At 47.9% G+C, this 17444-nt stretch carries 13 protein-coding genes; 6 read left to right on the top strand and 7 right to left on the bottom strand.

All coding sequences use genetic code 11. From position 1 onward, the window contains the following. Positions 1-78: 78 nt before the first annotated feature. The 7 genes from leuC to F7D73_RS11115 all read right to left on the bottom strand — a co-directional run bounded on the left by leuC (position 79) and on the right by F7D73_RS11115 (position 10210). A complete protein-coding gene (gene leuC / locus F7D73_RS11145; protein ID WP_153113763.1) occupies positions 79-1473 on the bottom strand; it encodes a 3-isopropylmalate dehydratase large subunit in 1395 nt (464 codons plus the stop codon). An 85-nt stretch (positions 1474-1558) separates the two neighbouring features. Further along, positions 1559-3061 (bottom strand): 2-isopropylmalate synthase, encoded by a 1503-nt coding sequence (locus F7D73_RS11140; protein ID WP_153124735.1) that lies wholly within the window; start codon positions 3059-3061, stop codon positions 1559-1561. Between the two features lie 393 nt (positions 3062-3454). Further along, complete coding sequence (gene dnaB, locus F7D73_RS11135) at positions 3455-4966, bottom strand: replicative DNA helicase (RefSeq protein ID WP_153124734.1); 1512 nt, start codon at positions 4964-4966, stop codon at positions 3455-3457. Next, the gene (locus F7D73_RS11130) at positions 4956-7412 is read right to left on the bottom strand and encodes a hypothetical protein (protein WP_153124731.1); all 2457 of its coding nucleotides are present in this window, start codon (positions 7410-7412) and stop codon (positions 4956-4958) included. Before F7D73_RS11130 ends, dnaB begins: the two co-directional genes overlap by 11 nt. A gap of 18 nt (positions 7413-7430) precedes the next feature. Further along, a complete protein-coding gene (locus F7D73_RS11125; RefSeq protein ID WP_153124729.1) occupies positions 7431-8351 on the bottom strand; it encodes an ABC transporter substrate-binding protein in 921 nt (306 codons plus the stop codon). Positions 8352-8364: 13 nt separating this feature from the next. Further along, on the bottom strand, positions 8365-9546 hold the full coding sequence (locus F7D73_RS11120) for a class I SAM-dependent rRNA methyltransferase (protein WP_153124727.1): 1182 nt from the start codon (positions 9544-9546) through the stop codon (positions 8365-8367). Between the two features lie 52 nt (positions 9547-9598). Next, positions 9599-10210 carry a 3'-5' exonuclease gene (locus F7D73_RS11115; protein ID WP_153124725.1) on the bottom strand — a complete coding sequence of 204 codons (612 nt, stop codon included), beginning with the start codon at positions 10208-10210 and terminating at the stop codon, positions 9599-9601. 112 nt (positions 10211-10322) lie between these two features. Here F7D73_RS11115 and F7D73_RS11110 point away from each other — a divergent pair, with 112 nt between their 5' ends. The 6 genes from F7D73_RS11110 to F7D73_RS11085 all read left to right on the top strand — a co-directional run bounded on the left by F7D73_RS11110 (position 10323) and on the right by F7D73_RS11085 (position 17296). Next, complete coding sequence (locus F7D73_RS11110) at positions 10323-12935, top strand: FtsK/SpoIIIE family DNA translocase (protein WP_153124723.1); 2613 nt, start codon at positions 10323-10325, stop codon at positions 12933-12935. 96 nt (positions 12936-13031) lie between these two features. Beyond that, entirely contained in the window at positions 13032-13631 is a 600-nt protein-coding gene (locus F7D73_RS11105) for a LolA-like putative outer membrane lipoprotein chaperone (RefSeq protein WP_153124721.1), read from the top strand. Between the two features lie 60 nt (positions 13632-13691). Then, positions 13692-14786, top strand: a complete 1095-nt coding sequence (locus F7D73_RS11100; RefSeq protein WP_153124719.1) for a phosphotransferase enzyme family protein — start codon at positions 13692-13694, stop codon at positions 14784-14786. Positions 14787-14931: 145 nt separating this feature from the next. Continuing rightward, the gene (locus F7D73_RS11095; protein ID WP_153124717.1) at positions 14932-15354 is read left to right on the top strand and encodes a Fur family transcriptional regulator; all 423 of its coding nucleotides are present in this window, start codon (positions 14932-14934) and stop codon (positions 15352-15354) included. A 39-nt stretch (positions 15355-15393) separates the two neighbouring features. Then, positions 15394-15954, top strand: coding sequence for an NADH peroxidase (locus F7D73_RS11090; RefSeq protein ID WP_153089672.1), 561 nt, complete (start codon positions 15394-15396; stop codon positions 15952-15954). An 838-nt stretch (positions 15955-16792) separates the two neighbouring features. Then, positions 16793-17296, top strand: coding sequence for a LytTR family DNA-binding domain-containing protein (locus F7D73_RS11085; protein WP_153124715.1), 504 nt, complete (start codon positions 16793-16795; stop codon positions 17294-17296). Positions 17297-17444 lie beyond the last annotated feature (148 nt).

Below are 17444 nucleotides of genomic sequence, written 5' to 3'. Positions count from 1 at the left end.
GTTTACTTGATTGGATCGTGATTGACAGTTATAAGGCGAAGCCCAACTAATCACTAATCACTAATCATTAATCACTATTTACATAAACTCTCTTGGGTCGGTAATCTTACCAGTGATAGCGGCAGCTGCTGCTACGTATGGGCTGGCAAGGATAGTGCGGGAACCAGGTCCCTGACGACCCTCGAAGTTACGGTTGGATGTACTTACAGAGTACTTGCCTGCAGGAATCTTATCATCGTTCATTGCCAGGCAGGCAGAGCATCCTGGCTGACGGATTTCGAAGCCGGCAGCCTCTACAATCTTATCAATTCCCTCTTCACGTATTTGTTTATCAACCAACCAAGAACCTGGTACAAGCCAAGCAGTTACACCCTCAGCCTTCTTCTTTCCTTTAACCAATGAAGCGAAGGCACGGAAGTCTTCAATACGACCGTTGGTACATGCTCCCAGGAATACATAATCGATAGGATGACCCTCGAGTTTCTCGCCTGGCTGGAAGCCCATGTAGTTGAGGCTCTTCTTGAAACCAGCCTGCTCTTCCTCAGGAATCTCATCGAGCGTTGGGATGCTCTCAGTGATACCGATACCCATACCAGGATTGGTACCGTAGGTGATGCGTGGTTCGATATCTTTTGCCTCGAAAGTCAACTCCTTGTCGAATACAGCGTCATCGCCACTCTTCAAGGTCTTCCAGTAAGCCACAGCCTTGTCCCACTCTTCACCCTTAGGTGCATATTCACGACCCTTGATGTACTCGAATGTGGTCTCATCAGGAGCTACGAAACCACCACGGGCGCCCATCTCGATAGAGAGGTTACAGAGGGTAAGACGACCTTCCATAGACATATCCTTCACTACATCGCCACTGTACTCAACGAAGTAACCGGTAGCACCCGAAGTAGTGAGCTGGCTCATCAGATAAAGAGCTACATCCTTGGCGGTAACACCCTTGCTGAGCTTGCCGTTGATGCTGATACGCATAGACTTTGGCTTGCTCTGGAGAATACACTGTGAAGCCATCACCATCTCCACCTCAGAAGTACCGATACCGAAAGCTACGGCACCCATAGCACCATGAGTAGAAGTATGAGAGTCGCCGCAGACGATGGTCATACCAGGAAGAGAAAGACCCTTCTCAGGACCTACTACGTGGATGATACCATTGTCCTTGGTGTTCATGGCAAAGTGAGTTACGCCGAAATCAGCGGTGTTCTTTGCCAAGGTATCTACCTGCTTCTTTGAGATAGGATCCTCGATTGGCTTATCCTGATCGTGGGTTGGTGTATTGTGGTCAGGCATACAGAAAATCTGGTCTGGACGGAACATCTTGAGTCCGCGTGCTCGCATACCAGCGAATGCCTGAGGTGATGTTACTTCGTGACAGTAGAGACGGTCGATGTAAAGCTGTGTAGGACCGTCCGGAACAATCTGGACAACGTGCTTGTCCCAAATCTTGTCGAATAATGTATTCATTATGTTATTGATTAATTATTATTTATTATTGATTAATTACAAGGCGAGAACATTCTAGCTACAGAACTTTTAAGCTACAGAACTTTTATCTTACCTTGAACTTGTTGATACAGTCGATGTAAGCCTCTACGGAAGCGGTTACGATATCGGTATCTGCACCGAAGCCATAATATACATGACCATCGTACTCCACCTGCATGTGAACCTTACCCACATCGTCTGAACCCTTGTCGATTGCCTGGATAGTGAACTCCTTGAGGTTCATCTCCTTGGTGATGACCTTCTTGAGGGCACGGATGGCAGCATCCACAGGACCATTACCGGATGATGCAGCCTCGAACTTCTGACCAGCGATATTCAAGCCGATGCTTGCCACGCTCTTCACGCCCTTGCCGGTAGTTACCTGCAACCAGTCGAGCTGTACACCATGCTTATCGGCAGAATCAGCACCAGCGAGCATCAATACATCCTCGTCGGTAACCTCCTTCTTCTTGTCAGCCAACTGGAGGAATTTCTTGTAGATCTTGTCGAGCTTCTCCTCGTCTTCAATGTTCACGCCGTTCACGTGGAGGCGATACTTCAAGGCAGCACGTCCAGAGCGGGCTGTCAATACGATAGCGTTATCATCCAATCCCACATCCTTAGGGTCGATGATTTCGTAAGTCTGAACATTCTTCAGCACGCCATCCTGGTGGATACCAGAAGAATGAGCGAAGGCATTGCGGCCCACGATAGCCTTGTTAGGCTGCACAGGCATGTTCATCAGACTGCTCACCATTCGGGACATCGGAACAATCTTGGTAGTATTGATATTGGTATCAATATCGATGTTCTTGTGGCACTTCAGAATCATGGCGATTTCCTCGAGCGATGTATTACCCGCACGCTCACCGATACCATTGATGGTCACCTCTACCTGGCGTGCACCATTCAATACACCCTGCAGGGTATTGGCAGTAGCCATACCGAGATCGTTGTGACAGTGGGTAGAGATGCATGCCTTCTCGATGCCATCCACATGCTCCATCAGATACTTGATCTTGTCGCCATACTCATCAGGCAGACAGTAACCGGTAGTGTCAGGAATGTTGACTACGGTAGCACCCGCCTTGATGACAGCCTCTACCACGCGAGCCAGATACTCATTGTCGGTACGCCCCGCATCCTCAGCGTAGAACTCAACATCTTCCACGTACTTCTTGGCATACTTGACAGCAGCCACGGCACGCTCGATGATTTCTTCGCGGTTGGAATTGAACTTATATTTGATGTGGCTATCGCTGGTACCGATACCCGTATGGATTCTCTTGTGCTTGGCATACTGCAGCGCCTCGGCAGCACAGTCAATATCCTTCTCCACTGCACGTGTCAGCGCACAGATGGTAGGCCATGTCACAGCCTTGGAAATCTCCACCACCGAATTGAAGTCGCCCGGGCTAGAAATAGGGAAGCCCGCCTCAATGACATCAACGCCCAACTGCTCCAGCGCCTTAGCCACCTGAATTTTCTCAACTGTATTCAACTGGCATCCTGGAACCTGTTCGCCATCGCGAAGGGTTGTGTCGAAAATAAATAATCTGTCACTCATATCTCTTTATATTTTTAATACTCTATATTATAATATGAGAAAAAGCCTTTCTCACTCCCAGATACGGAAGTGTAGAAAGGCTTTATATATCCAAACCGATGAACTATACGCACACCTTATCACTTCCGCCCACAGTCTGTAGTCGAAGTCGAATAATAATGCTTGTAATATTCAACGCTATTGCTCTCATATCTTTCTATTTTTTATGTTATATTTTTATCGCTTGCAAAGGTAATATATTTCTTTGATATACGCAAACAATTTATAACTTTTTTAATAGAAAATCTAACAAATTACTATTCTTCCTGCACTTTTCTCGCAAAAATGCGCTAAAATTGCGCCTTTATGCAGTAAAAAGCAGCAAAAAAGACCTGAATGGCTACGAATCCAAACCTAGAATGGCAACGGACCATTAGGAACAGGAGGAGGCGGCAACTGGCTGTCGTCACCTCCGGCATTCATCTTGGAGCCCATGATTTCGCCACCCTCCTGGATAGGAGCGAACGAAGTTTCAGGGTCCTGGAAGCGTGTAAACTCGCCACGGAAGTTCAGGAGCACATCACCCGTAGCACCCTTACGGTGCTTGGCGATGATGATCTGCGCCATGCCATGCAGGTCGTTTCCCTTTTCATCCTGATAGATGTGATAGTATTCCGGACGGTGAACGAAGAGTACCATATCGGCATCCTGCTCGATGGCTCCGGATTCACGGAGGTCGCTCAACTGAGGTCGCTTTCCTTCGAGACCTTCACGGTTCTCCACGTTACGTGAGAGCTGTGAGAGAGCCAGGACTGGGATATTCAGCTCCTTGGCAAGTCCCTTGAGCGAACGTGAGATGGTAGAAACCTCTTCCTGACGGCTACCGAACTTCATACCGTTGGCATTCATCAGCTGCAGGTAGTCAATCATGATCATTTTCACTCCCTTCTCTCTTACCAGTCTTCTAGCCTTGGTACGCAGTTCGAAAACCGAAAGACCCGGCGTATCATCAACATAAATAGGTGCCCCCGTCAGGTCACGGATTTTCTTATCCAGTCTCTCCCACTCGCTTGGATCGAGCTGACCGTTCAGTATCTTCTTACCGGAAATCTCACATACATTGGAGATAAGGCGGTTCACCAACTGAACGTTGTTCATTTCAAGGGAGAAGAATCCGATAGGAATATGATAATCCACCGCCGCGTTCTTGGCAATGCTGAGTGCGAAGGAAGTCTTACCCATGGCAGGACGTCCGGCGATGATGACGAGGTCGGAATCCTGCCATCCGGAAGTCATCTCGTCCATACCGTGATAACCGGTAGGAATACCAGTCAAACCTCCCTTGTTCTGCGCAGCCCGCTGCAGGATATCCACGGCATCCTTGATGACCGGATCAATCTGTGTATAATCCTGCTTCATGTTGTTCTGCGAAATCTGGAAGAGTTCACCCTCTGCCTGCTGCATCAGTTCATCCACATCCACGCTCATGTCGAACGCCTTGGTCTCGATGCCACCGGCAAAATGAATGAGCTGTCTCTGCAGATATCTCTGCGCCAGGATTCTGGCATGCGACTCGATATGGGCAGCCGAAGCCACCTGGGAAGAAATCTCCATCAGATAGGCAGGTCCGCCTATTCTGTCCAGTTCGCCCATCTTCGCCAGCTCATCAGTGAGTGTCATGACATCCACCGGGCGCTCCTCCATATTCATGGTCTGGATAGCCTGGTAAATCTTCTGATGACGAGGCTCATAGAAGGAATCGGGTTTCAACACCTCGGATACCATGGAGAAGGCGTCCGAATCCACCATGAGGGCACCCAGCACCACTTTCTCCACATCTATCGCCTGCGGCTGAAGATGCGCATAATTATTATCTATCGGAGCTTGCTGCCCCTTTTTATTGTTACCTATATTATTATTCGCCATTATCGTTCATTTCATCATGTCTAAATTGATCCATCATTTTTTTCATACTTTGACGAATTTTTTGAGCCATCAATTCTTCCAAATAGATATGCATATTTTCATTTATTCCATGCGCAGACAACCATTTTCCCTGCTTTTCGTCAAATAACGGACCCTCCTGATGAGCCATGCTTCTAGCTTCATAGGCTCTCTGCCAAGACTTCATAGCCTTTTCCCGATCGTCACGAGCCCACCAAAGCATGCCGTCCACTCTATACAGTTCAAAGTCTACCATGAAGTCCATATTTAAGCAAGCAGACATGGCAGAGAAGAAAGTTGCCAATCCTCCCTTTGGATCGTCTGGAAAACTGTCCAACTTAAAGTTATCCCTTCTCAGATTCATCAATTTTTCCTTTCCTGACTTCAATATTTTCTCAATCTTTTCCAGGTTTTTCTTATCGTCACCGTCCATATAGAGAAGTGTTTCAGCCAGATTAGCAGCCGCAGTCAGGTTGTCCGGCTCCAGATATGTTATCTCGTAAAACAGCTTGACGGCATCTTCATATCGTTCCATCAAGACATAGATCTTAGCCAGACGTTTCTTACACCATAAGAGCGCCTTCTCGTCATCTTTCTTGATTTCCATCAGATGAGTCAGGCAGTCCACAGCTTTCTGATAGGCGCTCACGTTCTCGTAGCAGGCAACCTTCTCGTAAAAGTCCACAGCCATTTCTACCAGCTGAAACTGTCCGGGCTCATTCTTCATCAGATAATCAATATGAGGATAAGCCAGAAGAACATTCTCCTTAGCTTTGGATTTCACAGCAGCCCATGCCAGCAGATAATGACTCTCCACTGTGTCAGGATAATGATTACCCATCAGGTCGAAGATGAAATTCTGATAATTACGCTTGAAGCAATATCTCGCCATCTTGTAACGCAGCTCGTCGAATGCAGCATCCTCAAAGATAGGCAGCGCAAGAGTAGTATACAGTTCGTCTTCAGCATCCCTCTTGATGCTATTGTCATACGCCTTGCGCATCGGAGCAAGGTTGAAGAAACGGGAAAGATCCAGGATGTAATAGATCACCGCAGTATGTAATTTTTTCTTTTCCAAATACTTTTTCTCCTCTTCATTTAACCCTGCGGCTTCATCTTCATCCATCGAGTTCAGATACTGTTCTGCCACCTCATCAGGAGCCATGTTCTCCAGCGCCTCGTTAAAGGATTTTTTCTCTTTTTCGAGCATCAGAAGCAGACTATAGCGGTCGCTGTCGCAGGCGGTACCATTCTCAAGCAGCAGATGCAGGTTGCGTTCCTTGTCACCCGCCATCTCCTGAACGGAGAGATAAAGTGGAGACTCGAAATAGAACGGCATGAACCAGTTGTACATGGAATGGAAGAAGCCCAGTTTCTTGGTTTCTCTAAACTGCGTGAAATAGATGTCAGCACCATCCTCCAGCATTTCCACCGTCTCGTCGACATCACGACCGTCTTCCGGCTCATCCTCCTCCTCATCATCATTCTGGATAAAAGAGAAGCTTGATTTCCCCTCCCAGTCAATATCTTCATGACTTAACTTGTCCGCCATATTATGGAACATGTTCTTCATCATCGCTTCGCTATCCTCCTTCATATCCTGTGAACGTAGCAGGATTTTGGAAATCAGGAGCAGCAGCTTCTTGCCTTCCTCATCCTCCTTCAGCGACTCGATATCCTTGGCGCACTCTTCTACCATAAAGCCTGGAACCTGACTGGAACACAAGACCCAGCCCACCCATGCACGTACACGTACCTGCATGTCTTCGCTCTCCTTAGCCAGCTTGAAAAGGAACTTGAACTTCTTACGGTCAAAGAAGTAGAGGCAGGAAAGGGTTATGGCACTCACCATGAGCTGGGCTGTGACGGAATCGACGGCTGTGGAATTCAGCAGTTCCTGATACTCCTTCGCCTCATCTTCATCCCACATAGATGAGCTTGTGATATAAGAGAAGATGACATTGCGCAACTCGTTGAGACGTTTCTGTGCCTCAATCATCTGATCTATCTTCTTCTTTTTCGAACCTCCCTCGTCAAGAGAGAGCATAGCCACATCTGCCAAGGCAGAAACCAGCTTCTCCTTCAGGTCGCAGAGAATTCCCAGCTTCTTACCTCTATTATAAAGGGCTAAAAGAGTGGCATCATGACTCAGCAAGAGCGCATATTGGAATTGTTGAACAGTCGTATACAGATCCTCGTAGATATTGTACACATCACTGAAGTCTATCGGATGAGATGCCGAGAAGGCATGCTTCCCCACTACATCCAGCTCATGCAATGACTCTCCCAGAACCTGAGCCACCTTCTTTGTCTCCTTCTCTGGCTGGGCTTCGAGTTCCGTATACATTTTCTCTACCAGAAAACGGAAAGACTTGAGGTTCTCAAAACCAGGTATCTTTCTCAACTTTTTAATGTCATTTTCTTCCATTTTTCTTGATTTTACAGATTAATGTTTAGCCACACGAGCTGCAGCCTCAAGGTCACGACGGCGAGGTTCCAATGCATGGTTGTATTTTATTTTAGGCAAGTTTCCAATTGTTTTCTCATCTACGTGACAGTACTTACTGATAAGCTTGGAGTAATGCTTCACTCCCTTGGAGTTGATGCTGTCCACAGCTATATTGTAAGCCTGGATGAATTTCTGCAGCTGTTGCTTGCGTCCCGGCTGCTTCAGCGCCTTCTCGCGGAAGGCAAAAGCACCCAGGTTCAGGTTCTTGTCGCGGCTATCCATCAATACCACATGCTTGTCCATACGGGCTCTGGTTGCCTGAGGCTCCGGCAGGAGCATGGCATCCATCTCGTTGTTGAGAAGCATCTTGAGACGAAGATTCACATCGTTTATCTGCACACGATACACGTCATATTTCGGCTTGCCGCTGTCTACTGCCAGGTCGGCAAGATAGTCGGTAGCCGAATAGCGTGTCATGGCTATCATCTTATCGCTCAGCTGCTTCAAGTCGGCAATACGGGCTTTTTTGTTCGTAATCAGCTGCCAGTAGGTATCTGTGGCGATAGGATAAGTGAGCGGAGTGCCCTTCCTTACCATTCGGGCTCCTCGGATCAGGTCGGTGATGGAACCCTCTACCCTGCCATTCATCAGGGCTGTATCACAGTCCATCTGTGCCGTATAATAGCGCAGATGAACATCCACTCCCTGCTTGAGGAAGAGGCTGTCTTCATAAGCTAGATATACGGGAAGGCAGTCCAGGGTGGGCATCACGCCCACCTTGAGCGCAGCCCGGTCGATACTGTCCAGACGGGCACGTTCCAGCTTGCTCAGCCGCTGGCGTTCCTGCTGGGAATCACCGCAACTGCACAGTCCAAAAATAAAGCCACTCACCAACGTGATCCATAATAATCTCTTCATAATCTTCTGTTTTTTACTCCACATAAAGTACCAGTCCCTTCAGATACTCACCCTCCGGGTGATAGATATTGATAGGATGGTCGGCAGGCTGATGCAGCTGGTGCAGGATGCGCACCTTTCTGCCAGCCTGGGCTGCTGCCGTAAAGACGGCATTGCGGAAATTGTCCTTCGTCACCACCTGCGAGCAGCTGAATGTAAACAGGATGCCGCCCTTCTTGATGCGCTGCAGTCCCTTCACGTTCAGACGGGTATATCCCTTCAGGGCATTATGCAGGGCTGCACGGTGCTTGGCAAAGGCTGGTGGGTCCAGGATGATGAGGTCATACTGCTGGTCGTGGTCATCGAGATACTTGAATGCATCCTCGCAGATAGCCTGATGACGCGCATCGCCAGGAAAGTTCAGGGCGATGTTCTCATTGGTCAGTTCGATGGCCTTGGCACTGCTGTCTACGGAATGGACTGCCTTGGCATCACCACGCATGGCATAGACTGAGAATCCGCCGGTATAGCAGAACATGTTGAGCACGCTCTTGCCCTTGGCATAATGCTCCAGCAGCGAACGGTTCTCGCGCTGGTCTACGAAGAAACCGGTCTTCTGACCGCGCAGCCAGTCGATATGGAACTTCAGTCCGTTCTCTACCGCCACGTCGTCGGCATCACCTCCCAGGATGAATCCGTTCTCCTGTCTGAGGTCAGCCTTGTATGGCAGGGTTGTCTCGCTCTTGTAGTAGATGTTCTGCAGTTCGTCTCCCATCACCTTCTTCAGCGCCTTGGCTATTTCCATACGGCATACGTGCATGCCCACGCTGTGAGCCTGCATCACGGCAGTAGGTCCGTAGCAGTCGATGACGAGTCCTGGCAGGTTATCTCCTTCTCCATGCACCAGACGGTAAGTATTGTTCTCAGGATTCTCGGCGATACCCACAGCCACTCGCATCTTATACGCTGACTCCAGGCGTGAGCACCAGAATTCCTCATTGATTTCTACATCCTTGAAGGAAAGAACGCGCACGGCGATAGAACCGATCTGATAATGACCTACGGCGATGAAATCACCCCCACGTGTAATCACTCTAACGATTTCTCCTTCCTCGATGCCTTCATCCATCGCCTGGATGGCACCGGAGAAAATCCATGGATGAAATCTCTTGAGCGATTCCTCTTTACCTTTCTTCAAATATATGCTCTTATACATATTTATATATACCTTATTGATTAGCTACTATAAAATTATTTATTTCCGAATCCTACAGTTCGTCGAGCTCATAATCTCCCACCTGCTTCAGTCGGAGCAGTTCTTCATAGAGATTGATGCAGCACCAGGCATCCGTGGCAGCATACGCCATCTGCGAGTCCTTCAACTCGCTAGCCTCCCAGTTGCTCAACCGCTGTGCCTTGCTGATTTTCTGATGGAAGAGGTTGGCATAAAGCTTCTGCAGACTCATGTCCTGCAGTCCGAACTTCTTCGCCTCGTCCTGCAGTTCTATGAAATATCCCGGCTTGAACTCAGCCCTCTTATGCAGCTGCAGCAGGTCGTCATGCCATGACAATCCCACCTTGGGCACCGTCTTGTCTTCCAGGAACCGGATGATGGCAGGCGTAATGCCCGTCAGATGCAGACGGAAGAGATAGCAGGTATCACGGGTGCTCACCTGGAGCAGCGAAACCTGGAATCCCCTGCCCTTGCTGAACGAAGGACGGGTCTCCGTATCTACCCCTAGAATGGGCTGGCTCAGGAGGAAGTTTACGGCTTCTTCCGTGTCTTCAGCCTTGTCAATCAGTACGATTTTACCTGGGAAGAGAATCCTCGGCAAACTGTTTATTGATTTCTTATCGAATTTAGTGAAAATAATCCTCATTACTCATTTTATTCTTTACAATTTGCAAAATTAAAAAAAAAACCTGAGAAAAGAGCGGTTTTTTCATTTATTTTCGCTAATTTTGCAGATAAAATATTCAAAGACAAAAAAAATGGCTAAAAAAAGAACAGAACGCAAAGCCAAATCTTTTGGCGAAGCTATAGGTTTGCAATATATTTTTAACAATACTATCACCGACTTTTTCCTAGGGCTGGCGCTGATTGGTATTGCTATTGTCACCATCATCGCTATGGTTTCATTCCTCAACACGGGATATGCCGACCAGAGCATACTGGAGAATCTGAAAGCAGGCGAATGGACCAACAACGAGCAGCAGTTCCAGAACTACTGCGGCTCCCTGGGTGCCATCATCTCCTACTGGCTCATAGCCGTGAACTTCGGTTTACCGGCATTCCTCCTGCCTTGCTACATCATCATGGCTGGCTTGCAGCTCATGAATGCATACAAGGTGAACCTCTGGAAATGGTTTTTCTGCCTGATGATTGTCATGATATGGTCGTCTGTCACTTTCGCCAAGTTCCTCACTCCTATCATGGGTGGACTCATCTTCAATCCTGGCGGAAAGCATGGACTCTTCGTGGTACAGAACCTGGAAAACGTAGTGGGGCCTCCGGGACTTACCGCTATCCTCCTCTTCGTGGCTATCGCCTTCCTCACCTATCTCACGTCTGAGACCATCACCATCATCAGAAAGGCACTCAACCCTATCGGATATATATCTAATAAGGTGAAGTTCGAGATTACCAACCACGACAACAAGGCTGAAACCAACGCCATCGACGAGGCCTATGCGCATGCTGCCAAAGGGCAGACCGATGAAAAGGAAGAGGAACAGGAAGAATACAAGGACGATGAGCAACCTACCGTCATCGACCTGGACGTAGCCCCTGACAAGACCTTCTCAGAGCCTGCAAGACAGGAGAACGGGCAGGCTCAGACCGATGAAACGGCTGATGCTGCCGACAGTCAGGAGAATGCTACTGAAGAGCAGACCGATGCAGAGACTGCCGGAAAACCACTTTCTTTCCTGGAACAGCAGCGTCAGCTGCGTGCGGCTAGAGCCAAGCAGGAAGATGAGGAGACGAAGGCTGCTGCTGCCAGCGAGGCGCTCAACATGGATATCTCCGTGGCTGCCTCTGACGAAAAGGCATCGGGAAATACAGTCAGCAGTGCCGAGGTGCTCAATACGCCTATCAATCCGAAGGAACCGTTTACAAGATACAAATACCCTACCCTCAATCTCCTGAAGAAATATGAGGACGACGGCGTTTCCATCGACGAGGAGGAGCAGCGCGCCAACAAGAACAGAATCATCGAGGTGCTCGGCAACTTCGGCGTACAGATCAAGACCATCCGTGCCACCGTGGGTCCTACCATCACCCTCTATGAGATTCAGCCTGCCGAGGGTGTCCGCATCTCCAAGATCAAGAACCTGGAAGATGATATCGCCCTGAGTCTTGCGGCGCTCGGCATCCGTATCATTGCTCCTATCCCTGGCAAGGGTACCATCGGTATCGAGGTGCCTAACGCCAACCCTAAGATTGTGAGCATGGAGAGCACACTGAACTCCAAGAAGTTCCAGGAAACCAAGATGGAGCTGCCTATCGCGCTGGGTAAGACGATTACAAACGAAGTGTTCATGGTAGACCTTGCCAAGATTCCTCACCTGCTCGTTGCCGGTGCTACGGGTCAGGGTAAGTCTGTGGGTCTGAATGCCATCATCACCTCCTTATTATATAAGAAGCACCCTAACGAGCTGAAGCTGGTGCTCATCGACCCTAAGAAGGTGGAGTTCAGCGTTTACTCGCGCATCACCAACAAGTTCATGGCAGCCCTGGCTGACGAGGACGAGCCGATCATCACCGATGTAACCAAGGTGGTACGCACCCTCAACAGTCTCTGTGTCCTGATGGATAGCCGCTACGACCTGCTGAAGAAGGCGGGAGCCCGAAACATCAAGGAATACAACCAGAAGTATATCAACCATAAGCTGCGACTGACCGATGGACATGAGTACATGCCATACATCGTAGTCATCATTGATGAGTTTGGTGACCTGATTATGACAGCCGGCAAGGAGGTAGAGCTTCCTATCGCCCGTATCGCCCAGCTGGCACGTGCCGTGGGTATCCACATGATCATAGCCACCCAGCGCCCTACCACCAGCATCATCACCGGTAACATCAAGGCTAACTTCCCTGGCCGCGTAGCCTTCAAGGTGACGTCTGCCATCGACTCGAAGACCATCCTCGACCGCACCGGAGCCAACCAGCTGATAGGTCGTGGTGATATGCTTTATCTCAACGGTCAGGAGCCAGTACGTGTGCAGTGTGCCTTTGTTGATACGCCTGAGATTGAGCGCATCAACGAGTTTATCCAGGAGCAGCCTGGTCCTATTGAGCCGATGGAACTGCCAGAGCCAGCCAACAACGAGGGTGGTCCTTCCGGCAGCGGCACAGTGGACACCAAGAATCTGGATCCGTTCTTCGAGGAGGCAGCCCATGCCATCGTCCTCTCCCAGCAGGGTTCTACCAGCATGATCCAGCGCCGATTCAGCATCGGCTACAACCGTGCCGGACGCCTGATGGACCAGATGGAGGAAGCCGGCATCGTAGGTGCAGCCCAGGGCAGCAAGCCGCGTGAAGTGCTGATACAGGATGAGAATCAGCTCAACAACCTCCTGCTCCAGCTCAGAAACTCATAAAATTATTAAACCTTGAAGCCGTAGAAGCGTCTAATCATCTGAAGGTCGCTTTTACGGCTTCATATACAATTAACATACATCATAAACAGTAAGGATATGAAAAAAATTCTAGCTATCGCTTTCGCAGCGATGATGAGCCTGGGCACTATGGCACAGACAGCCCAGCAGGTACTCGACAAGACAGCTGCCATCGTGGGCAACAAGAAGGGCGCCAGCGCCAGCTTCAAGTTGTCAAGCCCTAAATATGGTTCCACCAGCGGTTCTATTGCCATCAAGGGCAATAAGTTCAACGCCCGCACGCCGCAGGCTATCGTATGGTATAACGGAAAGACACAGTGGTCGTACATGAAGAAGACCAATGAGGTGAACGTCACCAACCCTACCCAGGCACAGCAGATGTCGATGAATCCATATACCTTCATCAATATCTACAAGACGGGCTACAAGAGCACCCTCAAGACCGTGGGCGGCAACTACCAGGTTCACCTCGTAGCCAACAACCAGAAGCGCACCGTGGCAGAGATGTACATCACCATCAACAAGAAGACCCACGTGCCTTCGCAGGTGAAAATGCGCCAGGGCTCTACCTGGAGCACCATCGATATCTATGGCTTCAAGGCGAAGAACATCGCCAACAGTGCCTTCACCTTCAACAGCAAGGAATTCCCTAAAGCAGAGGTTATCGACCTGAGATAACCTTTGCCTTAGGGCAAAAAATCCCTAGTAATTAAAATTAATAATTAATCAATAACTAAAATGAAAGATCTTACAACTATCCTCAACCAGTTCGATATCAAGGGAACTGTAAAAGAAGTGAAACCCCTCGGTAACGGACTCATCAATGACACCTACAAGGTGACAACCCAGGAAGAAGATGCACCCGACTACGTTCTGCAGCGCATCAACAACGCCATCTTCACCGATGTTGACCTCCTGCAGCGCAACATCGAGGAAGTGACCACCCACATCCGGCAGCAGCTCGAAGCAAAGGGCGCTGACGATATCGACCGCAAGGTACTCACCTTCGTCAAGGCACACGACGGCAAGACCTATGTCAAGGACCAGGACCAGCAGTACTGGCGCATCTCCGTCTTCATCCCTCGTGCCATCACCCAGGAAGCCGTCAACCCGGAAAGTTCCTACTACGCCGGCAAGACCTTCGGCGAGTTCGAGGCACAGCTCACCGACATCACCGACCGTCTCGGCGAAACCATCCCTGATTTCCACAACATGGAACTGCGCCGCGACCAGCTGCGCCAGGCTGTAAAGGAAGACCGTGCCGGACGCGCAGCGGGCGTGAAGGAATTCATCGCAGAGATAGAGAGCTATATGGACGAGATGTGTCTCTGCCAGCGCCTCTTCCGTGAAGGCAAGCTGCAGAAGCACGTCTGCCACTGCGATACCAAGGTGAACAACATGATGTTTGATGAGGAGGGCCGCGTATTGTGCGTCATCGACCTCGATACCGTGATGCCATCCCTCTTCGTGAGCGATTACGGCGATTTCCTCCGTACGGCAGCCAATACCATCGCCGAGGATTCTCCAGAATTCGAAAAGATAGATTTCCGCATGGATATCTTCGAATCCTTCACCCGTGGCTACGTGGAGTCAGCATCAGCCTTCCTCTCCCCTCTTGAGATTTCCCTCCTGCCTCATGCAGCCGAGCTCTTCCCATACATGCAGGCAGTGCGCTTCCTTTGGGATTACCTCAACGGCGACCACTACTGGAAGTGCAAATATCCTGAGCACAACCTCGTAAGAGCTAAGAACCAGTGGCACCTCTTCCTCAAGGCAAAGGAACACGAGGCAGAGATGAAGGCTTTCATCAAAAAACTCCAGGAAAAACAGTAAAATCGACCCCGAAATAGTGAAAATTCAATTAATTCTGTAAAAAGTCCTAAAATTATTTGGATTTTTTACAGAATTATTTTGTTATTAAAAATAAATATGTTACCTTTGCACTCAGAAAAATCAACAACAGTAATAAATAAAAAGCATGAAGAAGAAAGAAGCTTACACTAGATTGGTAGAGAGTGGCGTTCGTCCTTCGGTACAGAGACTAGCCATCATGGATTACCTGATCAAGCATCCTACCCACCCAACAATCGACGATGTGTACCAAGCTCTTTGTGAGGAGGTTCCAACGTTGAGTCGTACCACAGTTTATAATACACTAAGAATGTTGAGCGAGAAGCATGCAGCTCAAATGATTACTATCGACGACCATCGTGTATGCTATGATGGCAATACCGACAGTCATGTCCATTTCTACTGCAAGCATTGCGGTAAGATCATCGACCTCTTCGACGAGGAGGCACCATCACTGAAAAGCGACAAGGTGATCAATGGCAACATCGTACAGGAAGAGCAGCTCTACTACAAGGGCATCTGCGCTGAATGTGCCAAGAAGTTGAATTAAATCATTAACATATACAATAACATATAAAACATTAACATTATGAAGAAGAAGTTTATTTGCACCGTTTGCGGTTATATTTACGAAGGAACAGAGGCACCAGAGAAGTGCCCTATCTGCAAGGCTCCAGCCAGCAAGTTCAAGGAGATGGAGGATGCAGTGGATGACGATTTGACATTCGCTACAGTTCACGTTCTCGGTCAGGCATATAAGGATGGCGTCAATGAGGAGGTCATCAAGGGTTTGAAGGATCACTTCGCAGGTGAGTGCGGCGAGGTAGGTATGTATCTTGCCATGGCTCGTCAGGCTGACCGTGAGGGTTATCCAGAGATTGCAGAGGCTTACAAGCGTTATGCTTTCGAGGAGGCTGACCATGCATCTCGTTTTGCAGAGTTGCTGGGTGAGGTTCTGGGTGATACCAAGAGCAATCTCGAGGCTCGTATTGCTGCTGAGAAGGGTGCATGCGAGGATAAGTTCCGCATTGCCAAGCTCGCTAAGGAGCAGGGTTCTGATGCCATCCACGATACTGTTCACGAAATGGCTAAGGACGAGGCTCGCCACTGCGCTGGCTTCGCTGGTCTCTACAAGAGATATTTCAAGTAAAAGCACCTCCCGTTTTTCACGGGAAATATTGCCCAGGGCAGATTCTTTCTGCTCTGGGCTTTTTCATCACCCCACAGATTATTTTTTTAAGTCCAACTGATTTTTTTTTAGTCCCACTGATTATTATTTTTTAAGTCCCACAGATTTCACAGATTTACACAGATTTTATTTTCCCATTATCATCAGAATGTTCTGTGTAAATCTGTGAAATCTGTGGGACTTAAAAGATAAAAAGGTAAAAAGTATCTGTGTAAATCTGTGAAATCTGTGGGACTAAAAAATAATAATCTGCGGGACTTTTAAAAAAACAATCTGTGGGGTGACGTATTTGTAAAGGATTCTGACTGAAGGATACCCCATGAAAAACTGAAGGATGTGAAGGAAGGGTCACAAAAAAAAACTGAAATCTGAAATTAAAAATTCATTTTTATATGCAGCGTAGAGCAAAAAAGATGAAAGTATATGATTATCAAGTAATTGCAATATATTTTGTCAAATGTTAAAATGCAGTTTTTGATATGAAATTATTATTTTGAAAAACTGCCTTCAGTCCTTCAGTCCCATTTTTTGTTCATTCTCTTTACTTTTTAACTCCATTTTAACACTCCCAGAAACTTTGCCTTCAGTTCCTTCAGTTTCCGTGTCCTATTTTTTTATTTCGCCCATTTTCCCATTGTTTCCATATTTTTTGATAAGAAAAACGCCAACCGCAAATGGGGAAAAACTTAAACGATTGCTTTTTTTACCTTTTATTGCCAAAAACATAGCATTCACAAGATAGATTTGGCTATTTGCAAAAAAATGATTCACTTTACAGCATTTTTTAAAAACAAACAAAATGAAAGATAAAAAAGTAATCGTTCCATTAGACGAAATGGTAAAAACTGTAGTAAAGGCAGTAGTAATGGATGCAGAGAAGTATCTTCTCAGCCAGGGACTGGAGAAAGAAGTTATCCGTGACATCAGACAGACAACGAAAATCCTACTCCAGCAACAAACGCTGCCTATCAAGAAATTCGTGGTTATGAACGGTATTGATGAAAATACCGTGTTGCCTATCAATCAGATAGCATATCTGAAGGCATGCGGTTCGTATACAGAGGTATGCGCCGGCGATGGTAGGATTTATCTGCATAGCGCCCTACTCCATTCTACGCTGTCACAGCTGCAAAGAGACGGATGCGAACAGTTTATAAGAATCAGCAGATCCGTTGCTGTCAATTACAACTACATCACGAAAAAGATAGGAGATACTGTAATCGTCATGGGACAGGAATTTTCAATCACTCCAAGTTACAAGAATAAATTTGAGGATTGCTGCATCATACTCAAAAAGTATTAAACTGCTCATGTGGCTAAATTGCTTCAAACAGGTTGTTCGTTGACAATATTACTACGTTCGTAAGACGGATTTGCATCTCTCGAAAAAAAATGCTATCTTTCCTCTATAAAACGAAAATGATTTCCCTCGCATAGGGTAACTACAATTG

Source organism: Segatella copri (assembly GCF_009494395.1).
Taxonomy (GTDB): domain Bacteria; phylum Bacteroidota; class Bacteroidia; order Bacteroidales; family Bacteroidaceae; genus Prevotella.
This window is presented reverse-complemented; position numbering and strand designations above follow the sequence as displayed.

Excerpts from the sequence above, each read along its gene's own strand:
- F7D73_RS11125 (WP_153124729.1), bottom strand. The coding sequence starts at position 8,351 with ATGAAGAGATTATTATGGATCACGTTGGTGAGTGGCTTTATTTTTGGA.
- F7D73_RS11130 (WP_153124731.1), bottom strand. The coding sequence starts at position 7,412 with ATGGAAGAAAATGACATTAAAAAGTTGAGAAAGATACCTGGTTTTGAG.
- leuC (WP_153113763.1), bottom strand. The coding sequence starts at position 1,473 with ATGAATACATTATTCGACAAGATTTGGGACAAGCACGTTGTCCAGATT.
- F7D73_RS11115 (WP_153124725.1), bottom strand. The coding sequence starts at position 10,210 with ATGAGGATTATTTTCACTAAATTCGATAAGAAATCAATAAACAGTTTG.
- F7D73_RS11140 (WP_153124735.1), bottom strand. The coding sequence starts at position 3,061 with ATGAGTGACAGATTATTTATTTTCGACACAACCCTTCGCGATGGCGAA.
- F7D73_RS11095 (WP_153124717.1), top strand. The coding sequence starts at position 14,932 with ATGAAGAAGAAAGAAGCTTACACTAGATTGGTAGAGAGTGGCGTTCGT.
- F7D73_RS11090 (WP_153089672.1), top strand. The coding sequence starts at position 15,394 with ATGAAGAAGAAGTTTATTTGCACCGTTTGCGGTTATATTTACGAAGGA.
- F7D73_RS11110 (WP_153124723.1), top strand. The coding sequence starts at position 10,323 with ATGGCTAAAAAAAGAACAGAACGCAAAGCCAAATCTTTTGGCGAAGCT.
- F7D73_RS11105 (WP_153124721.1), top strand. The coding sequence starts at position 13,032 with ATGAAAAAAATTCTAGCTATCGCTTTCGCAGCGATGATGAGCCTGGGC.
- F7D73_RS11100 (WP_153124719.1), top strand. The coding sequence starts at position 13,692 with ATGAAAGATCTTACAACTATCCTCAACCAGTTCGATATCAAGGGAACT.
- F7D73_RS11085 (WP_153124715.1), top strand. The coding sequence starts at position 16,793 with ATGAAAGATAAAAAAGTAATCGTTCCATTAGACGAAATGGTAAAAACT.
- dnaB (WP_153124734.1), bottom strand. The coding sequence starts at position 4,966 with ATGGCGAATAATAATATAGGTAACAATAAAAAGGGGCAGCAAGCTCCG.
- F7D73_RS11120 (WP_153124727.1), bottom strand. The coding sequence starts at position 9,546 with ATGTATAAGAGCATATATTTGAAGAAAGGTAAAGAGGAATCGCTCAAG.